This window comes from Streptomyces violaceoruber (genome assembly GCF_033406955.1).
Lineage (GTDB): Bacteria > Actinomycetota > Actinomycetes > Streptomycetales > Streptomycetaceae > Streptomyces > Streptomyces violaceoruber.
On record NZ_CP137734.1, the window covers coordinates 2,401,318 to 2,417,965 of the forward strand.

Here is a 16,648-nt window from a genome sequence, read left to right on the forward strand (position 1 = left end):
TGCCTCGGCGGTGCCTCGGCTGTGCCTCACCTGTCCTTCACCAGCCGCTACCCCCCGTTCTCCTCCACCGCGAGAGCCGCCGCCGCCTCGTGCATCGCCAGCTCCAGGAGCGAGGGATCGGTGAGGGTCCCGGTTCCGTCCGGCGGGATCAGCCAGCGGGTGCCGCCGGACGACAGCCCGCCGGGGTGGGGCACCACGATCCAGGTGCCGAGCCCGGCGGTCCGGATGCCGGTGCCCAGCCAGCGGGCCGCCGTGCCGGCCGGCACGAAGAAGCCCGTGCGCGCGTCGCCGAAGTCGGCGAGTACCGGTCCTGGCTGGTCCAGGACGCGGGAGAGCACGTCCAGGGTCGGATAGCCGAGCCTGCTCGGCAGGATGAGCACGTCCCAGGCCTTGCCTGCGGGCAGCACCGCGACGCCCGAGGGGTCGCGCTCCCAGTCCCGGCGGCATGACTCGGGATCCGGTGCGACGGATGCCAGCCATGCGACCGCCGTCTTCGCACCAGGCATGTGAAACCTCCCTTTCACTCGTCGACGCGGGATGCGTCACGAGGGAGAGGGAGGTCTCCCGGCCGCATTACGCGGGTTGCGCTACCTCGTTGGGGTGAACCGGGTCACATGGGCGGCGGTCGCTAGCTGTCGAAGCCCAGCCCCAGCCTGTCCATCGTCCGCAGCCACAGGTTGCGCCGACCGCCGTGCGCGTCCGCGCGGGCCAGCGACCACTTGGTGAGCGCGATGCCGGTCCAGGCGAACGGCTCGGGCGGGAAGGGCAGCGGCTTCGTGCGCACCATCTCCAGCTCCGTGCGCTCGGTGCGCTCCCCCGACAGCAGGTCGAGCATCACCTCGGCGCCGAACCGGGTCGCGCCCACCCCCAGGCCGGTGTACCCGGCCGCGTACGCCACCCTGCCCCGGTGCGCGGTGCCGAAGAACGCCGAGAAGCGCGAGCAGGTGTCGATGGCGCCGCCCCAGGCGTGCGTGAAGCGGACGCCCTCCAGCTGCGGGAAGCAGGTGAAGAAGTGTCCGGCGAGCTTGGCGTAGGTCTCCGGGCGGTGGTCGTACTCGGCGCGCACCCGGCCGCCGTACGGGTAGACGGCGTCGTAGCCGCCCCACAGGATCCGGTTGTCGCGGGAGAGGCGGAAGTAGTGGAACTGGTTGGCGCTGTCCCCGAGTCCCTGCCGGTTCTGCCAGCCGACGGAGGCGAGCTGCCCGTCGCTGAGCGGTTCGGTCATCAGGGCGTAGTCGTAGACGGGGACGGTGTACGGGCGCACCCGCCGGACCAGGTTCGGGAAGACGTTGGTGCCGAGCGCGACCGTGCGGGCGCGGACCGCGCCGTACGGGGTGCGGACGGCCATGCCGGCGCCGTACGGCTTGAGGGTGAGCGCCGGGGTGTGCTCGTGGACGCGTACGCCGAGGGCGAGGCAGGCGCGCTTGAGGCCCCAGGCCAGCTTGGCGGGGTTGACCATCGCGACGCCCCGCCGGTCCCACAGCCCCGCCCGGAAGGTGGGTGAGTCGACCTGCTCCCGTACGGCCTCGGCGTCCAGGTACTCGACGCCCTCGGCCAGGCCCCGGGCGCGGATCTCCGCGTACCACTCCTCCAGCTCCCGGGCCTGGTGGGGCTCGGTGGCGACGTCGATCTCGCCGGTGCGCTCGAAGTCGCAGTCGAGGCCGTGGCGGGCGACCGCCGCCTCGATCGCGTCGAGGTTGCGGGCGCCCAGCTCCTCCAGCCGGTGGATGTCGTCCGGCCAGCGGGTGAGGCCGTTGGACAGCCCGTGGGTCAGGGAGGCCGCGCAGAAGCCGCCGTTGCGGCCGGAGGCGGCCCAGCCCACCTCGCGGCCCTCGATCAGTACCACGTCCCGTCCCGGGTCGCGCTCCTTGGCGATCAGCGCGGTCCACAGCCCGCTGTATCCGCCGCCCACGACCAGCAGGTCGCAGGTCTCGGTGCCGGTGAGGGCGGCCTCGGGGCGGGGACGGCCGGGGTCGTCCAGCCAGTACGGGACCGGCTGGGCGTCGGAAAGGGATTTCGTCCAGTCGTTGCTGCGGCTCATGGCACCAGTGGCCATGATTTCAACTCCCTACGAAGACAAACCGAGGTGCTTCATGCCTTGCGGCGATTTCGGCGGTTGCCGAGGACCATGGAGACCAGGACGAACAGTACGGCGATCACGAACATGGCCGTACCGACGACATTGATCTGAACGGGCGTTCCGCGCTGGGCCGATCCCCATACGAACATGGGGAAGGTGACGGTCGAACCCGCGTTGAAATTGGTGATGATGAAATCGTCGAAGGACAGCGCGAAGGCGAGCAGCGCGCCGGCCGCGATGCCGGGTGCGGCGATGGGCAGCGTGACCCGCACGAAGGTCTGGAACGGACCGGCGTACAGGTCCTGCGCCGCCTGTTCCAGGCGCGGGTCCATCGACATCACGCGCGCCTTGACGGCCGTCACGACGAAGCTGAGGCAGAACATGATGTGGGCGATCAGGATCGTCCAGAAGCCCAGCTGAGCACCCATGTTGAGGAACAGGGTGAGCAGCGAGGCGGCCATCACGACCTCGGGCATCGCCATCGGCAGGAAGATCAGCGAGTTGATCGCGCCCCGCGCGCGGAAGCGGTAGCGGACCAGCGCGAAGGCGATGGCGGTGCCGAGCGCGGTGGCGCCCAGCGTCGCCCAGAGGGCGATCTGGAGGCTGAGCGAGAGGGAACCGCACAGCCCGGCGACCCCGCACGGGTCCTTCCAGGCGTCCGTGGAGAACTGCTGCCATTCGTAGTTGAAGCGCCCGTTCGGTTTGTTGAACGAGAACACCGTGACGACGACATTGGGCAGCAGGAGATAGGCGAGCGTCAGCAGCCCGGCGATGACGACCACATGGCGCTTGAACCAGTTGACGAAGGCCATCTAAACCAGATCCTCCGTCCCCGACTTGCGGATGTAGAAGGTGACCATGGCGAGGATCGCCGCCATCAGAATGAACGAGAGCGCCGCCGCCGTCGGATAGTCCAGCACCCGCAGGAACTGCGACTGGATCACGTTTCCGATCATTCCGGTGTCGGCCGAGCCCAGCAGGGAGGCGTTGACGTAGTCGCCGGTGGCCGGGATGAAGGTCAGCAGCGTGCCGGAGACGACACCCGGCATCGACAGCGGGAAGGTGACCTTGCGGAAGACCGTGGAGGGCTTGGCGTACAGGTCGCCCGCCGCCTCGTGCAGCCGGCCGTCGATGCGCTCCAGGGAGGTGTAGAGCGGCAGGATCATGAAGGGCAGGAAGTTGTACGTCAGACCGCAGACCACCGCGAGCGGGGTGGCCAGCACGCGGTCGCCGGAGGTCCAGCCGAGCCAGCCGGTCACGTCGAGGACGTGCAGCGTGTTCAGGGCGCCGACCACCGGGCCGCCGTCGGCGAGGATCGTCTTCCAGGCCAGGGTGCGGATCAGGAAGCTGGTGAAGAACGGCGCGATCACCAGGATCATGATCAGATTGCGCCAGCGGCCCGCGCGGAAGGCGATGAGGTACGCGAGCGGGTAGCCGAGCAGCAGGCACAGCACGGTCGCGGAGGCGGCGTAGGCGACCGAGCGCAGGAACTGCGGCCAGTACTCGGTCAGCGCGTCCCAGTAGGTGGCGAAGTGCCAGGTGACCTTGTAGCCCTCCTCCAGCGAGCCCGTCTGCACGGAGGTGGAGGCCTGGTAGACCATCGGCGCCGCGAAGAAGACGACCAGCCAGAGGATGCCGGGCAGCAGCAGCCAGTACGGCGTCCACCGGCCGCGCCTGCGCGGGGGCTTCTGCTCCGGCGCGGGCGGGGAGAGGGGCGGTGGCGCCTCGGTGAGGGTGGACATCAGGCGGCCTCGCCCTCGGCGACACCCGCGTCGCCCATCGTCCCTGCAAGCACGGACTGGTCGGCGTCGAGCCCGAAGGTGTGCGCCGGGTTCCAGTGCAGGACGACCTCGGCGCCGGGCGTGAGGCGGGGGTCGCGGTCGATGTTCTGGGCGTAGACCTCGAACTCGGGGCAGGCGGCGCAGTCGACCACGTACTGGGTGGAGACGCCGATGAAACTGGTGCTGCCGATCCTGCCGGTGATCCGGTTGCGGCCCTCGGGGATGGAGCCCGCGTCGTCCGCGTGGGTGAGGCTGATCTTCTCGGGGCGGACCCCGACCAGGACCTTGCCGCCCGTTTTCGCCGGGGCGGAGCACCTGGCGCCGGGCAGGACGAGCTTGTCACCGGCCGCCTTCACGACGACGTCGTCGCCGCTGCGGGTGTCGACCTCGGCCTCGATGAGGTTGGAGGTGCCGAGGAAGTTGGCGACGAACGTGGTCCTCGGGTTCTCGTACAGGTCGGCGGGGGCGCCCAGTTGCTCGACGCGGCCCGCGTTCATCACGGCGACCTGGTCGGCCATCGTCATGGCCTCCTCCTGGTCGTGGGTGACGTGCACGAAGGTGATGCCGACCTCGGTCTGGATGCGCTTGAGCTCCAGTTGCATCTGGCGGCGCAGCTTGAGGTCGAGGGCGCCGAGGGGTTCGTCGAGGAGCAGCACCTTGGGGTGGTTGATCAGGGCGCGGGCGACGGCTACGCGCTGCTGCTGGCCGCCGGAGAGCTGGTGCGGCTTCTTGCGCGCCTGCTCACCGAGCTGCACCAGGTCGAGCATCTCGCCGACCTGCTTCTTCACGCTCTTGATGCCGCGCCGGCGCAGGCCGAAGGCGACGTTCTCGTAGATGTCCAGGTGCGGGAAGAGGGCGTAGGACTGGAAGACCGTGTTGACCGGCCGTTTGTAGGGCGGCAGCGCGGTCACATCCTGGTCGCCGAGGTGGACGGTGCCGCCGCTCGGCTCCTCCAGTCCGGCGATCATGCGCAGGGTGGTGGTCTTGCCGCAGCCGGAGGCGCCGAGCAGGGCGAAGAAGGAGCCCTGGGGCACGGTCAGGTCGAGCGGGTGCACGGCGGTGAAGGAGCCGTAGGTCTTGCTGATGCCGGCGAGGCGGACGTCGCCGCCGCCGTCCTTCGCGGCCGTCTGGTTCTTCGTCGGATTCGTCGTCATCGTCGTCACGCCCCGGTGAGCTTCGCGAACTTCTCTTCGTATGCCGTCTCTTCCTTCGAGCTCAGGGAGCGGAAGGAGTGCGACTTGGCCTGCATGGCCTGGTCGGGAATGATCAGCGGGTTGTTCGCCGCGTCCTCGTCGATCTTCGCCAGGTCGTCCTTCACGCCGTCGACGGGGCAGACGAAGTTGATGTAGGCGGCGAGTTCCGCGGCCGGGCCCGGCTCGTAGTAGTAGTCGATGAGCCGTTCGGCGTTGGTCTTGTGCCGTGCCTTGTTGGGGATCAGCATGTTGTCGCTGGACGTGACGTAGCCGCTGTCCGGGATGACGAAGTCGATGTCGGGGTTGTCGGCCTTGAGCTGGACGACGTCACCGGCCCAGGCCAGACAGGCCGCGAAGTCGCCCTTGCTGAGGTCGGACGTGTAGTCGTTGCCGGTGAAGCGGCGTATCTGACCCCGGTCGACGCCCTTCTGGAGCCGGGCGATCCCCGCGTCGTAGTCGTCGTCGGTGAAGCGGGCCGGGTCCTTGCCCATGTCCAGCAGCGTCATGCCCATGGTGTCGCGCATCTCGGTGAGGAAGCCGACCCGGCCCTTGAGCTTCGGGTTGTCGAGCAGGTCGGAGACCGTCCCGACCTCGATGCCGTCCAGCGCCTTCTTGTTGTAGGCGATGACGGTCGAGATGCCCTGCCAGGGGTAGGAGTAGGCCCGGCCCGGGTCCCAGTCGGGGTTGCGGAACTGGGGCGACAGGTTGGTGAAGGCGTGCGGCAGGTTGGCCGGGTCCAGTTTCTGGACCCAGCCGAGGCGGATCAGGCGGGCGGCCAGCCAGTCGGTGAGGACGATGATGTCGCGGCCGGTCTCCTGGCCCGCAGCGAGCTGCGGCTGGATCTTGCCGAAGAACTCGCTGTTGTCGTTGATGTCCTCGGTGTACGTGACCTTGACGCCGGTGCGCTTGGTGAACGCCTCCAGCGTGGGGTGCCGGCGGCCGCTCTCGTCGACGTCCATGTACTCGGTCCAGTTGGAGAAGCGGACCTGCTTCTCCTCCTTGGAGTGGTCCTCGGCGGAGACGCCGCCCTCGGTCTTGCCGGCCGCCGGGATGCCGCAGCCGCTCAGCAGGCCGAGGCCGCCGACGGCGAGCGCGCCGCCCGTGGAGGCGCGCAGCAGCGACCGGCGGGTGAGGGCGGCCCTGCCGCTCCTGAGACTGCGCCGCATGGCGGCCACTTGGGCCGGGGACAGGCGGTCTGGCTCGTACTGCTCCATGCGCGTGGTTGCCCTTTCGGGTGGGTCGGCCGTGGTCGGCGGCCTGGCGTGATGGCTGTCGGTCCTACCGGTCCCCGAAGACGGTGCGGTGCCAGTCCTTGGCCGCCACCGCGGTGTTGTCGAACATGACGTGCTTGACCTGCGTGTACTCCTCGAAGGAGTAGGCGGACATGTCCTTGCCGAACCCGGACGCCTTGTATCCGCCGTGCGGCATCTCGCTGATGATCGGAATGTGGTCGTTGATCCACACGCAGCCCGCCTTGATCTCACGGGTGGCGCGGTTCGCGCGGTACACGTCCCGGCTCCAGGCGGAGGCGGCGAGCCCGTACGGCGTGTCGTTGGCCAGCCGGATGCCCTCGTCGTCGGTGTCGAAGGGCAGCACGACCAGGACCGGGCCGAAGATCTCCGACTGGACGACCTCGCTGTCCTGCGCGGCGTCCGCCACGAGGGTGGGCCGGTAGTAGGCGCCGTCCTTCAGGTCGCCCTGCGGTACCTCGCCGCCGGTCACCACGCGCGCGTAGGAGCGGGCCCGGTCGACGAAGGCGGCGACGCGGTCCCGCTGGACGTGGCTGACCAGCGGGCCGAGGTCGGTGCCGGGAGCGAAGGGGTCGCCGACGCGGACGGTGTCCATGAGGGCGGCGGTCTTCTCGACGAACGCCTCGTACAGGGGCCGCTGCACGTACGCGCGCGTGGCGGCCGTGCAGTCCTGGCCGGTGTTGATGAGCGAGCCCGCGACCGCGCCGTGGACGGCGGCGTCGAGATCGGCGTCGTCGAAGACGAGGAAGGGGGCCTTGCCGCCGAGTTCCAGGTGGAGGCGCTTGACGGTGGCGGTGGCGACCTCGGCGACGCGCTTGCCGACGGCGGTGGAGCCGGTGAAGGAGGTCATGGCGACGTCGGGATGCGCGACGAGGTGCTCGCCGGCCTCCCGTCCGGTGCCGCTGACGACGTTGATCACGCCGTCCGGGATACCGGCCTCGGTCGCTGCCTGGGCGAACATCAGGGAGGTGAGCGGGGTGATCTCGGCGGGCTTGAGCACGATGGTGTTGCCCGCGGCGATCGCCGGGAGGATCTTCCAGGCGGCCATCTGGAGCGGGTAGTTCCACGGCGCGATCGACCCGACCACGCCGATGGGCTCGCGGCGGACGTACGAGGTGTGGTCGCCGGAGTACTCCCCCGCCGACTGCCCCTGGAGGTGCCGGGCGGCTCCGGCGAAGAAGGCGGCGTTGTCCACCGTGCCCGGCACGTCGAACTCGCGGGTCAGCTTCAGCGGCTTGCCGCACTGCAAGGACTCCGCGCGGGCGAAGTCCTCGGCGCGCTCGGCGAGGACGGCGGCGAACCGGTGCAGGGCGTCGGAGCGCTCGCCGGGGGTGGCACCGGCCCAGCCGGGGAACGCCGCCCGTGCGGCGGCGACGGCCGCGTCCACGTCGTCGGGTCCGGCGAGGTCGTAGGTCAGGACGTCCTCGCCGGTGGCCGGGTCGACGACGGTGTGGGTCCGTCCCGAGGTGCCCTTCGTGAGGCGGCCCGCGATGTACTGGGCCCCGTCCGCGAAGCGGTCCTGGGCCGGGAATCGGTCCGGGGTGGCGTTGCCCGGGTTGTGCATGTCGGCTCTCCTCGGTCTCCCCGTGGCGGGGGCCGGCGTGGCTCAGGCTCGATGTGAGTGCCGATCCTGACAGAGCACTAGGCCTCCAACAAGTGATTCCGTTGTTGCCATTTGGTTACGCGACGGAATCTGTCGACCAGGTGTCGAGTCACCACGGAAAAGGCCGGACGGAGTGTCAGTGGCGCGTGCCACACTCGCGTGCATGGAGAAGATCACGGGGGCGGAGCGGAGCCCGGAGGCGCGGGACAGCGCGGGGGCGGTGGGGGGCGCGGACGGCCGGGAGGCGCTGGTCGCACGGGTCCGGGCGGGCGAGCGGATCAAGTACCTGTGCTTCTGGGGGCACCGGCCGCTGCCGGACGGCAGACTCGGGCCGAGCTGTCTGAGCCAGTGGTGGCCGTCGCCGTTCACGGTGGCGGGGGTGGAGTACGCGACTGCCGAGCACTGGATGATGGCCGGCAAGGCCCGGCTCTTCGGGGACCCGGAGGCCGAGCGGCGGGTGCTGGCGGCCGCTCATCCCGCCGGGGCGAAGAAGGCGGGCCGGCTCGTGCGCGGTTTCGACGAGGCGGTGTGGGAGCGGGAGCGCTTCCGGATCGTGGTGGAGGGCAGCGTCCACAAGTTCGCCTCGGACCCGGCGCTGCGGGTGTTCCTGCTGGCCACGGGCGAGAGAGTGCTCGTGGAGGCGAGCCCCGTGGACCGGGTGTGGGGCATCGGGCTTGCCGCGGACGACGAGGCGGCGGTGGACCCGGAGCGCTGGCGGGGGCCGAATCTGCTGGGCTTCGCGCTGATGGCGGCCAGGGAGCGGCTGCGCGCGGGCGAGTGAGGGGGGCGGCGAGCTCGGGCCGCACCCGCACCCGCACCCGCCCCCGCCGCCCCCGCCTTCGCCTGGCTCAGGCGACGCTCATCAGGCTCGCGAAGGCGAGGAAGCCGAGCAGCGGCAGGATCACGGTGGCCGTGATGCCGAGCACGAGACCGGCGGTCGCGGAGCCCTTGTTGGTGGCCTCGCCCCGGGTGGCCTTGCCCCGGCCGATCGCGCCGAAGATGATCCCGAGGATGCCCAGGATCACGCCGAAGAACCAGAGGAAGAAGGTCAGGCTGCACACCACGCCGATGATGCCCAGCACCAGTCCCGTGGTCCCCATGCCGTTGCTCGGCTGCATCGGCATGCCGTAGCCGGGCCCCTGCGGGTAGCCCACCGGCGGGGCGGCCTGGTACGCGGCCCCCTGGTTGGGATAGCCGTACCCGGGCGCGGACTGCGGGTACGCGTAACCCCCCGCGGGCGGCTGCCCCGGCTGCGGCGGCGGCCCGTAGTCCCCGGGTCCGGGATTGGAGTACGACATGAACTGCTCTCCCCTCGTTGGAGCTTGACATCGTAGAGGCCACCCTGCGGGGAGGAACTCAGCTTTCCGCCGTCACGGCGACGGGCACGGGGCGCGCGGAGCCGTAGTAGGGGTCGTAGCCGTCCGAGTCCTCGTTGATCGCCGCGGTGATCCCGATGGCGATCAGGACGATCACGGCGACCCCGAGCACGATGCCGACGATGCCCATGACGAACCCGGCCTGCGCCTGCCCGTGGTTGTCGGCCAGGCCGCTCTCCGCCTTCCGGCGGCCCTTGATGCCGAAGACCACGGCGAGGACGCCCAGCACCAGAGAGACCACGCCGTACAGGCAGAACAGCGCGCAGGCGAGGATGCCCAGCACCATCGACGCGGTGCCGAGCCCGTTCTGCGGGGGCGTCCGCATGCCCGGCCAGCCGTAGCCCTGGCCGTAGCCGGGGTAGCCGTAGCCGCCCGGGACACCGGCGCCACCGGGCGCGAGGGGCGGAGGCGGCACCGCGGACTCGGGGCCGGTGAACCCGGCGCCGGGCATCGACGTGACGGTGGCCTGGTCGTGCACGCCCGGCGGCGGCTGCCAGGGGGGCGGCGCGTCCGAGGCGGGCGGCTGGGACTGCCGGGGCGGCTGCTGCGGCTGCCCGGCATCGGCAGCGGGGCCCTTGTCCAGGGACGGCCCGCTCTCCGGGGGCGCCCAGGGGTCGTGCCCACCGGAGGGCTCCCCCTCCGGCCGTATCGCGTCCGTCATGTCCTGTCCCCCCGGGTCGTTCGTGCCCGCCATGCTACGGTCCCGGGCCGCCGGGCGTGAGACCGGCCTACGATGATCCCCGAACGACCGATCAGCCGATCACCCGTGCCCCACCGCCGCCCCGCGCGGCCCGCGGGCGCCGCCTTGGGGAGGAACCCTTGACCGAGCACCTCGTCGACCCCGACGTCCCGCGCGACCTGCACGCCTTCATCGCCGGACTGCCGAAGGCCGAACTGCACGTCCACCACGTCGGCTCCGCCTCCCCGCGCATCGTCTCCGAACTGGCCGCGCGCCACGCCGACTCCAAGGTCCCCACCGACCCCGAGGCCCTGGTCGACTACTTCACGTTCACGGACTTCGCGCACTTCATCGACGTGTACCTGTCCGTGGTCGACCTGATCCGCACCCCGGAGGACGTCCGGCTGCTGACCTACGAGGTGGCCCGGGACATGGCCCGGCAGCAGGTGCGGTACGCCGAGCTGACCATCACGCCGTTCTCCTCCACCCGGCGCGGCATCGACGAGGGCGCCTTCATGGACGCGATCGAGGACGCCCGCAAGGCGGCCGAGGCGGAGTTCGGGACCGTGCTGCGCTGGTGCTTCGACATCCCGGGCGAGGCCGGCCTGGAGTCCGCCGAGGAGACGGCCCGGCTCGCCACCGACGACCGGCTGCGCCCGGAGGGCCTGGTCTCCTTCGGGCTCGGCGGACCCGAGATCGGGGTGGCCCGCCCGCAGTTCAAGCCGTACTTCGACCGCGCGATCGCCGCGGGACTGCACTCGGTGCCGCACGCCGGCGAGACGACCGGCCCGCAGACCGTGTGGGACGCCCTCATCGACCTGCGCGCCGAACGCATCGGGCACGGCACCAGCTCCGCCCAGGACCCGAAGCTCCTCGCCCACCTCGCCGAGCGCCGCATCCCGCTGGAGGTGTGCCCGACCTCGAACATCGCCACCCGCGCGGTGCGCACCCTGGACGAGCACCCGATCAAGGAGTTCGTGCGCGCCGGCGTCCCGGTGACGATCAACTCCGACGACCCGCCGATGTTCGGCACCGACCTCAACAACGAGTACGCCGTCGCCGCCCGCCTCCTCGGCCTCGACGAGCGCGGCCTCGCCGACCTCGCGAAGAACGGGGTCGAGGCCTCCTTCCTCGACGCGCCGGGCAAGGCCCGCATCGCCGACGAGATCGACACGTACACCGCCGCCTGGCTCGCCTCCTGAGAGTTGCCCCCCACCATGGACACCCCGCGCGCCCTGACCGCCGTCGCCCACCGCGGCGACCCCTACCGGCACCGCGAGAACACGCTCGACTCGCTGCGCTCCGCCCTGGAGCGCGGCGCGGACGCGGTCGAGACCGACGTACGCCTCACCCGGGACGGGGTGCCGGTGCTGCTGCACGACGAGACGCTGAAGCGGTTGTGGCAGCACGACCGTCCGTTGCGCTCCCTGTCGGCCGAGGAGGTGCGCGGGCTGACGGCGGGCGGCGTGCCGACGCTCGCCGAGGCGCTGGCCGCGACCGACGGCGCCCGGCTGATGCTGGACCTGCCGGGCGGTCCGGGCGAGCGGGCCGTGCGGCGCATCGTCGACGTGGTCCGCGAGTGCGGCGCGCGGGACCGGGTGTACTACACGGCGGGCGCCGCCACCATGCTCGCCGTGCGGGCCGCCGACCCCGCCGCCGAGATCGCCATGACCTGGACCACGGCGGCCCCGCCCCGGGCCGGACTGCTCGCTGCGGTCCGGCCCCGGTGGCTCAACTACCGCTTCGGACTGGTGGACCGGGCCCTGGCCGAGCGCGTCCACCGCGACGGCTTCCTGCTCTCCGTCTGGACCCCCGACACCCGCCGCACCATGCGCCGGCTGCGCGCCGCGGGCGTCGACTCGATCACCACCAACCGCATCGACGTACTGTGCGCGCTGCGCGACGCCAACGCGGCCGTTCCGGTCCCGTAAGGGACGACCCTCACAACTCCCGCTCTTCATGGGGATGTTCCCCGAGTCCGGTCCAGGGGCGGACACCCTCCTCACCGACGATCCGCCATGGGGACGCGGCGCACAAGGATGATCACGGTCCTTCCGCCGCAACCCCTTCACCTGGAGCAGTCGATGCGTGCCCGTAGCCATGCAGTTCTCGCCGCCTCGGTCGTCCTCGCCCTGGCCGCCGGCCCGCTGGCGGCCCCCGCCTTCGCCGCGCCGCCCGCCCCGGCTTCCCGCTCCGCCGATCAGCGGGGGCCGGATGAGGAAGCGCTGCGCGCCGCCGTCGCGGGACTGCCGAACCAGTACGCCACCGCCGCCCTCGTGCGGGTCGGCACCCCCGGCGGCGACTGGCACGGCAGCGCGGGGGTGCGCGATCTGGCCAGTGGCCGGCCGGCACACCCCGATGCCCGCTTCCGCGCCGGTTCGATCACGAAGGTCGTCACGGCGGCCACCGTCCTGCGCCTCGCCGCGCAGGACGAGATCGACCTGGACGCGCCCGTCCAGGGCTACCTCCCCGACCTGTTCACGCCTGACTTCGAGCAGCCGGTCAGCGTGCGCCACCTGCTGAACCACACCAGCGGCATCAAGCCGGGCGACGGGCTCGGCGACGACTTCGCGGAGCTGTACTCGCACCGGTACGAGACCCTGACCCCGCAGCAGGTCGCGGCGTCGGCGATCGCCAAGGGACCGGAGGACTTCGTCCCGGGGACGCGACAGCAGTACCTGAACATCAACTACACGATCCTCGGCCTGCTGATCGAGAAGGTCACGGGACGCTCGTACGCCTCCGAGGCCACGCGTCTGGTCCTGCGCCCGGCCGGCATGCACCACACGTACTTCCCGGGCACCGATCCCCGCATCCGGGGCCCGCACAACCGGGGCTACCAGGCGGTGGAGCGGCCGGACGGCACAACGCGGCTGGTCGACGTGACCGAGTGGAACCAGGCGGACCGCTGGGCGGCTGGCGACATGATCTCCACCACCGCCGACCTGGAGAGACTGCTCACGAAGCTGTTCCGGGGGAAGATCGTGCCGCAGCCCGAGCTGGAGGAGATGTTCACGACTCCGGCGGGCGTCCCGGGCGCGGACCGCAGCGCCGGCCTGGAGTGCCGGGAGGTAGGCGGCCAGGTCTTCTGGGGCAAGTCGGGCTCCCGCTACGGCTACAGCGCCGTCGTCGCCGGCACTCGCGACCTGAGCCGCACGCTGGTCTATTCGGTCAACTCCACGGACGCCAAGAGCGCGGGGCCGAAGCCGGTCGCCGACGCGATCGCCGCGGCCGCGCTGCAGTAGCCGTCCCCGTGCGCCGTCAGGCCTTCGTCAGCCGCCGCGCCACCGCGTGCGCGCCGACCGTTGCCGCCCCCGCGAATCCGAGCCCCACGGCGAGGTCGCGCGGGCGGGTGGCGCGCAGCACACCGGCGCGGCGCAGCCGGTGGCGGGCCCAGAGGGTGAACGGGACCACGATCAGCGGCGAGGTCGCCACCCCGGGCGTGTAGCCGCGCACCAGCCCCGCCTGCGCGAGGTGGACCAGGCCGTGCAGGCCGAAGGCGTGGAGAGCGGTCTGGTAGGTGGCCGAGCGGCCCCCGGTCAGCCGTCCGGCGACGGACGCGGAGGCCACGACCGCGGCCATCGCGCCGACCGCCACCGCGAACTCCCGCCCGTCGACCGACCCGGCCCGCCGCCACACGGCCTCCGGCACGCCCGGGTACCGCTCGCGCAGGGCGGGGAGGTTGCGCCGCCACCAGCCGGGCACGGTCGCCAGCTCCTCGAGGTCGTGCAGCGCCCAGGCCGCCAGCAGTCCCAGCGTGACCGCGCCCCCGACCGCCTCATCACCCGATGAATTCTTCACATGATCAGTCTGCTACACCCCCACGATCCCGTTCCACCGCTTCGCGAACTCCGTCCGCTCCCCCGCCGAGATGTCCCGTGCGATCGCGAGCCGTTCGCGCATCGCGGCGTCCGGGAAGATCAGCGGGTCCTCGGCCAGGGCCGCGGTCTCCTCGTCGTCGGAGGAGGCGAGGACGTCCCGGGCGGCGGGGACCGGGCAGACGTAGTTGACCCAGGCGGCCAGCTCGGCGGCGATCTCGGGCCGGTAGTAGTGGTCGATCAGCCGCTCGGCGTTGGCCTTGTGCCGGGCCAGGTCGGGGATCATCAGGGACTCCGCCCACAGTTCGGCGCCCTCCTCCGGGACGACGAACTCGATGTCCGGGTCGTCCGCCTGGAGCTGGATCACGTCGCCCGAGTAGGCCTGGCAGGCGAGGACGTCGCCGCTGGAGAGGTCCTTGATGTAGTCGTTGCCGGTGAAGCGGCGGATCTGCCCCTTGGCGACCTGCTTCTCCACCTGGTCGCAGATCCGGTGGAAGTCGTCCGTCTTCCAGTCGGTGATGTCCACGCCGTTGCCCTGCATCAGCAGCGCGAAGGCCTCGTCCATCCCCGACAGGAGCGTCACGCGGCCCTTGAGGTCGGCCGCCCAGAGGTCGGACACGTGCCGGATCTCCCGGCCGAGCCGGCGCCGGTTGTAGGCGATGCCGGTGATGCCGGACTGCCAGGGCACGGTGAACTTCCGGCCGGGGTCGAAGGCGGGCGAACGCAGCAGCGGGTCCAGGTACTTGGTGACGTTCGGCTGGCGGGAGCGGTCCATCTCCTGCACCCAGCCCAGCCGTACGAACCGCCCGCACATCCAGTCGCTGATGACGATCAGGTCGCGGTCGGTGGGCTGGTGGTTCATCAGGGACGGGCTGATCTTGCCGAAGAACTCGTCGTTGTCGTTGATCTCCTCGATGTAGTCGACGGAGAGGCCCGTCTCCTTCTCGAAGGCCTCCAGCGTGGGCCGCCGGCTCGGGTGCCTGTCGTCGGTGTCGATGTAGAGCGGCCAGTTGGCCCAGGTCAGCCGCCGTTCGGTGGCGGACCGGTCGGTCGCGGCCCGGTCGCCCGGGGCGACGTACGCGGCGGGGACACCGCAGCCGGCCAGGGTGCCGAGCGCGCCGAGCGCGGCGGAACCGCCCAGGCCGCGCAGCAGCGTACGGCGGGACGGCGAGGGCGTCTTCGGGAGCAGGGGCATGGCACGAGGATCCCGTCGCGCCACCGACCGGGACAATCGACGCTGCGTCGAGCGGGTCCGGCCAGGCCCGACACCCTGTCGAGCGCGGGGAGTTCACCCCCCGCTGCACACGCGCCGCGGCCTCGGACGGAGACCGGGAGGTCCGTCCGGGGCCGCGCGCACCGCGTGGGGTCACATGTCCAGCGACGTCATCACGTGCTTGATCCGCGTGTAGTCCTCGAAGCCGTAGCCCGACAGGTCCTTGCCGTAGCCGGACTTCTTGAAGCCGCCGTGCGGCATCTCGGCGACCAGCGGGATGTGCGTGTTGATCCACACGCAGCCGAAGTCGAGCTTCTTGGACATCCGCATCGCACGGCCGTGGTCCTTGGTCCACACCGAGGAGGCCAGCGCGTACTCGACGCCGTTGGCCCACTCGACGGCCTGGTCCTCGTCGCGGAAGGCCTGGACGGTGATGACCGGGCCGAAGACCTCCTGCTGGATGATCTCGTCGTCCTGCTTGAGGCCGGAGACGACGGTCGGGGCGTAGAAGTAGCCCTTGTCGCCGACCCGGTGGCCGCCCGCCTCGACCTTGGCGTGCGCGGGCAGCCGCTCGATGAACCCGGAGACCTGCTTGAGCTGGTTCGGGTTGTTGAGCGGGCCGTACATCACGTCCTCGTCGTCCGGCTGCCCGGTCTTGATCTCGGACGCGGCCTTGGCGAGCGCGCTCACGAACTCGTCGTGGACCGACTCGTGGACCAGCACGCGGGTGGCCGCCGTGCAGTCCTGTCCGGCGTTGAAGTAGCCCGCCTCCGAGATGCCCTCGACGGCCTTGGGGATGTCGGTGTCCTCGAAGACCACGACCGGCGCCTTGCCGCCCAGCTCCAGGTGGACCCGCTTGAGATCCTTCGAGGCCGACTCGGCGACCGACATCCCGGCCCGCACGGAGCCGGTGATGGAGGCCATCGCCGGGGTCTCGTGCTCGACCATCAGGCGGCCGGTGTCGCGGTCGCCGCACACGACGTTGAAGACGCCCTTGGGGACGATCGAGCCGATGATGTCGGCCATCAGGGCCGTGGAGGCCGGGGTGGTGTCCGAGGGCTTGAGGACGACCGTGTTGCCCGCGGCGAGGGCCGGGGCGAACTTCCACACGGCCATCATCATCGGGTAGTTCCACGGCGCGACCTGCGCGCAGACACCGATGGGCTCGCGGCGCACGAAGGAGGTCAGCCCCTCCATGTACTCGCCGGCGCCGCGGCCCTCCAGCATCCGCGCCGCGCCCGCGAAGAAGCGGATCTGGTCGACCATCGGCGGGATCTCCTCGGAGCGGGTCAGCCCGATCGGCTTGCCCGTGTTCTCCACCTCGGCCGCGATCAGCTCCTCGGCCCGCTCCTCGAACGCGTCCGCGATCTTCAGCAGGGCCTTCTGCCGCTCGGCCGGGACCAGGTCCCGCCACGCCGGGAAGGCCGCCGCGGCGGCCGCCATCGCGGCGTCGACGTCCGCCTGCCCGGACAGGGGGGCGGTCGCGTACGCCTCGCCCGTGGCGGGGTTGACCACTTCCGTGGTCCGTCCGTCGGCGGCGTCCCGGAACTCACCGTCGATGTAGTTGCGCAGACGACGCAGCTCGGTGCTCACTGCCGGCCCTCCAAGTTCGGGTGTCCATTGACTGAGACACCCACCCTAGACGGAGTGCCGAC

At 71.3% G+C, this 16,648-nt stretch carries 16 protein-coding genes; 4 read left to right on the forward strand and 12 right to left on the reverse strand.

Annotated elements, in window-relative coordinates:
• Window positions 1-47: 47 nt before the first annotated feature.
• The 7 genes from R2E43_RS10290 to R2E43_RS10320 all read right to left on the reverse strand — a co-directional run bounded on the left by R2E43_RS10290 (window position 48) and on the right by R2E43_RS10320 (window position 7,868).
• Complete coding sequence (locus R2E43_RS10290) at window positions 48-506, reverse strand: hypothetical protein (RefSeq protein ID WP_332056136.1); 459 nt, start codon at window positions 504-506, stop codon at window positions 48-50.
• Between the two features lie 122 nt (window positions 507-628).
• A complete protein-coding gene (locus R2E43_RS10295; RefSeq protein ID WP_136207685.1) occupies window positions 629-2,056 on the reverse strand; it encodes an NAD(P)/FAD-dependent oxidoreductase in 1,428 nt (475 codons plus the stop codon).
• Between the two features lie 35 nt (window positions 2,057-2,091).
• Window positions 2,092-2,892 (reverse strand): ABC transporter permease, encoded by an 801-nt coding sequence (locus tag R2E43_RS10300; RefSeq protein WP_003973355.1) that lies wholly within the window; start codon window positions 2,890-2,892, stop codon window positions 2,092-2,094.
• On the reverse strand, window positions 2,893-3,822 hold the full coding sequence (locus R2E43_RS10305; RefSeq protein WP_011030376.1) for an ABC transporter permease: 930 nt from the start codon (window positions 3,820-3,822) through the stop codon (window positions 2,893-2,895). It abuts the gene before it with no gap.
• Window positions 3,822-5,015, reverse strand: a complete 1,194-nt coding sequence (locus tag R2E43_RS10310) for an ABC transporter ATP-binding protein (protein WP_003973357.1) — start codon at window positions 5,013-5,015, stop codon at window positions 3,822-3,824. Before R2E43_RS10310 ends, R2E43_RS10305 begins: the two co-directional genes overlap by 1 nt.
• A 5-nt stretch (window positions 5,016-5,020) precedes the next feature.
• Window positions 5,021-6,268, reverse strand: coding sequence for a polyamine ABC transporter substrate-binding protein (locus R2E43_RS10315; RefSeq protein WP_003973358.1), 1,248 nt, complete (start codon window positions 6,266-6,268; stop codon window positions 5,021-5,023).
• 64 nt (window positions 6,269-6,332) lie between these two features.
• On the reverse strand, window positions 6,333-7,868 hold the full coding sequence (locus R2E43_RS10320; protein WP_011030374.1) for a gamma-aminobutyraldehyde dehydrogenase: 1,536 nt from the start codon (window positions 7,866-7,868) through the stop codon (window positions 6,333-6,335).
• A gap of 178 nt (window positions 7,869-8,046) precedes the next feature.
• Between R2E43_RS10320 and R2E43_RS10325 the strand changes: the two genes are divergently transcribed.
• Window positions 8,047-8,688 (forward strand): NADAR family protein, encoded by a 642-nt coding sequence (locus tag R2E43_RS10325; RefSeq protein WP_011030373.1) that lies wholly within the window; start codon window positions 8,047-8,049, stop codon window positions 8,686-8,688.
• A gap of 67 nt (window positions 8,689-8,755) precedes the next feature.
• Here R2E43_RS10325 and R2E43_RS10330 read toward each other — a convergent pair whose 3' ends face one another.
• Window positions 8,756-9,205 carry a DUF4190 domain-containing protein gene (locus R2E43_RS10330; RefSeq protein WP_003973361.1) on the reverse strand — a complete coding sequence of 150 codons (450 nt, stop codon included), beginning with the start codon at window positions 9,203-9,205 and terminating at the stop codon, window positions 8,756-8,758.
• 58 nt (window positions 9,206-9,263) lie between these two features.
• A complete protein-coding gene (locus tag R2E43_RS10335; protein ID WP_003973362.1) occupies window positions 9,264-9,944 on the reverse strand; it encodes a DUF4190 domain-containing protein in 681 nt (226 codons plus the stop codon).
• Between the two features lie 56 nt (window positions 9,945-10,000).
• Here R2E43_RS10335 and R2E43_RS10340 point away from each other — a divergent pair, with 56 nt between their 5' ends.
• From R2E43_RS10340 to R2E43_RS10350, 3 genes are all read left to right on the forward strand, one after another.
• Window positions 10,001-11,164 carry an adenosine deaminase gene (locus R2E43_RS10340; protein WP_003973363.1) on the forward strand — a complete coding sequence of 388 codons (1,164 nt, stop codon included), beginning with the start codon at window positions 10,001-10,003 and terminating at the stop codon, window positions 11,162-11,164.
• 15 nt (window positions 11,165-11,179) lie between these two features.
• Window positions 11,180-11,893, forward strand: coding sequence for a glycerophosphodiester phosphodiesterase (locus R2E43_RS10345; protein WP_003973364.1), 714 nt, complete (start codon window positions 11,180-11,182; stop codon window positions 11,891-11,893).
• 153 nt (window positions 11,894-12,046) lie between these two features.
• Window positions 12,047-13,207 carry a serine hydrolase domain-containing protein gene (locus R2E43_RS10350; protein WP_332056137.1) on the forward strand — a complete coding sequence of 387 codons (1,161 nt, stop codon included), beginning with the start codon at window positions 12,047-12,049 and terminating at the stop codon, window positions 13,205-13,207.
• Between the two features lie 16 nt (window positions 13,208-13,223).
• Here the strand turns inward: R2E43_RS10350 and R2E43_RS10355 are convergent, their stop codons facing one another.
• The 3 genes from R2E43_RS10355 to R2E43_RS10365 all read right to left on the reverse strand — a co-directional run bounded on the left by R2E43_RS10355 (window position 13,224) and on the right by R2E43_RS10365 (window position 16,586).
• The gene (locus R2E43_RS10355) at window positions 13,224-13,763 is read right to left on the reverse strand and encodes an HXXEE domain-containing protein (protein ID WP_319123485.1); all 540 of its coding nucleotides are present in this window, start codon (window positions 13,761-13,763) and stop codon (window positions 13,224-13,226) included.
• A gap of 12 nt (window positions 13,764-13,775) precedes the next feature.
• A complete protein-coding gene (locus R2E43_RS10360) occupies window positions 13,776-14,975 on the reverse strand; it encodes a polyamine ABC transporter substrate-binding protein (RefSeq protein ID WP_332056138.1) in 1,200 nt (399 codons plus the stop codon).
• 171 nt (window positions 14,976-15,146) lie between these two features.
• Window positions 15,147-16,586, reverse strand: coding sequence for a gamma-aminobutyraldehyde dehydrogenase (locus R2E43_RS10365; protein ID WP_003973368.1), 1,440 nt, complete (start codon window positions 16,584-16,586; stop codon window positions 15,147-15,149).
• Window positions 16,587-16,648 lie beyond the last annotated feature (62 nt).

Excerpts from the sequence above, each read along its gene's own strand:
- R2E43_RS10290 (WP_332056136.1), bottom strand. The coding sequence starts at position 506 with ATGCCTGGTGCGAAGACGGCGGTCGCATGGCTGGCATCCGTCGCACCG.
- R2E43_RS10295 (WP_136207685.1), bottom strand. The coding sequence starts at position 2,056 with ATGGCCACTGGTGCCATGAGCCGCAGCAACGACTGGACGAAATCCCTT.
- R2E43_RS10300 (WP_003973355.1), bottom strand. The coding sequence starts at position 2,892 with ATGGCCTTCGTCAACTGGTTCAAGCGCCATGTGGTCGTCATCGCCGGG.
- R2E43_RS10305 (WP_011030376.1), bottom strand. The coding sequence starts at position 3,822 with ATGTCCACCCTCACCGAGGCGCCACCGCCCCTCTCCCCGCCCGCGCCG.
- R2E43_RS10310 (WP_003973357.1), bottom strand. The coding sequence starts at position 5,015 with ATGACGACGAATCCGACGAAGAACCAGACGGCCGCGAAGGACGGCGGC.
- R2E43_RS10315 (WP_003973358.1), bottom strand. The coding sequence starts at position 6,268 with ATGGAGCAGTACGAGCCAGACCGCCTGTCCCCGGCCCAAGTGGCCGCC.
- R2E43_RS10320 (WP_011030374.1), bottom strand. The coding sequence starts at position 7,868 with ATGCACAACCCGGGCAACGCCACCCCGGACCGATTCCCGGCCCAGGAC.
- R2E43_RS10330 (WP_003973361.1), bottom strand. The coding sequence starts at position 9,205 with ATGTCGTACTCCAATCCCGGACCCGGGGACTACGGGCCGCCGCCGCAG.
- R2E43_RS10335 (WP_003973362.1), bottom strand. The coding sequence starts at position 9,944 with ATGACGGACGCGATACGGCCGGAGGGGGAGCCCTCCGGTGGGCACGAC.
- R2E43_RS10345 (WP_003973364.1), top strand. The coding sequence starts at position 11,180 with ATGGACACCCCGCGCGCCCTGACCGCCGTCGCCCACCGCGGCGACCCC.
- R2E43_RS10350 (WP_332056137.1), top strand. The coding sequence starts at position 12,047 with ATGCGTGCCCGTAGCCATGCAGTTCTCGCCGCCTCGGTCGTCCTCGCC.
- R2E43_RS10360 (WP_332056138.1), bottom strand. The coding sequence starts at position 14,975 with ATGCCCCTGCTCCCGAAGACGCCCTCGCCGTCCCGCCGTACGCTGCTG.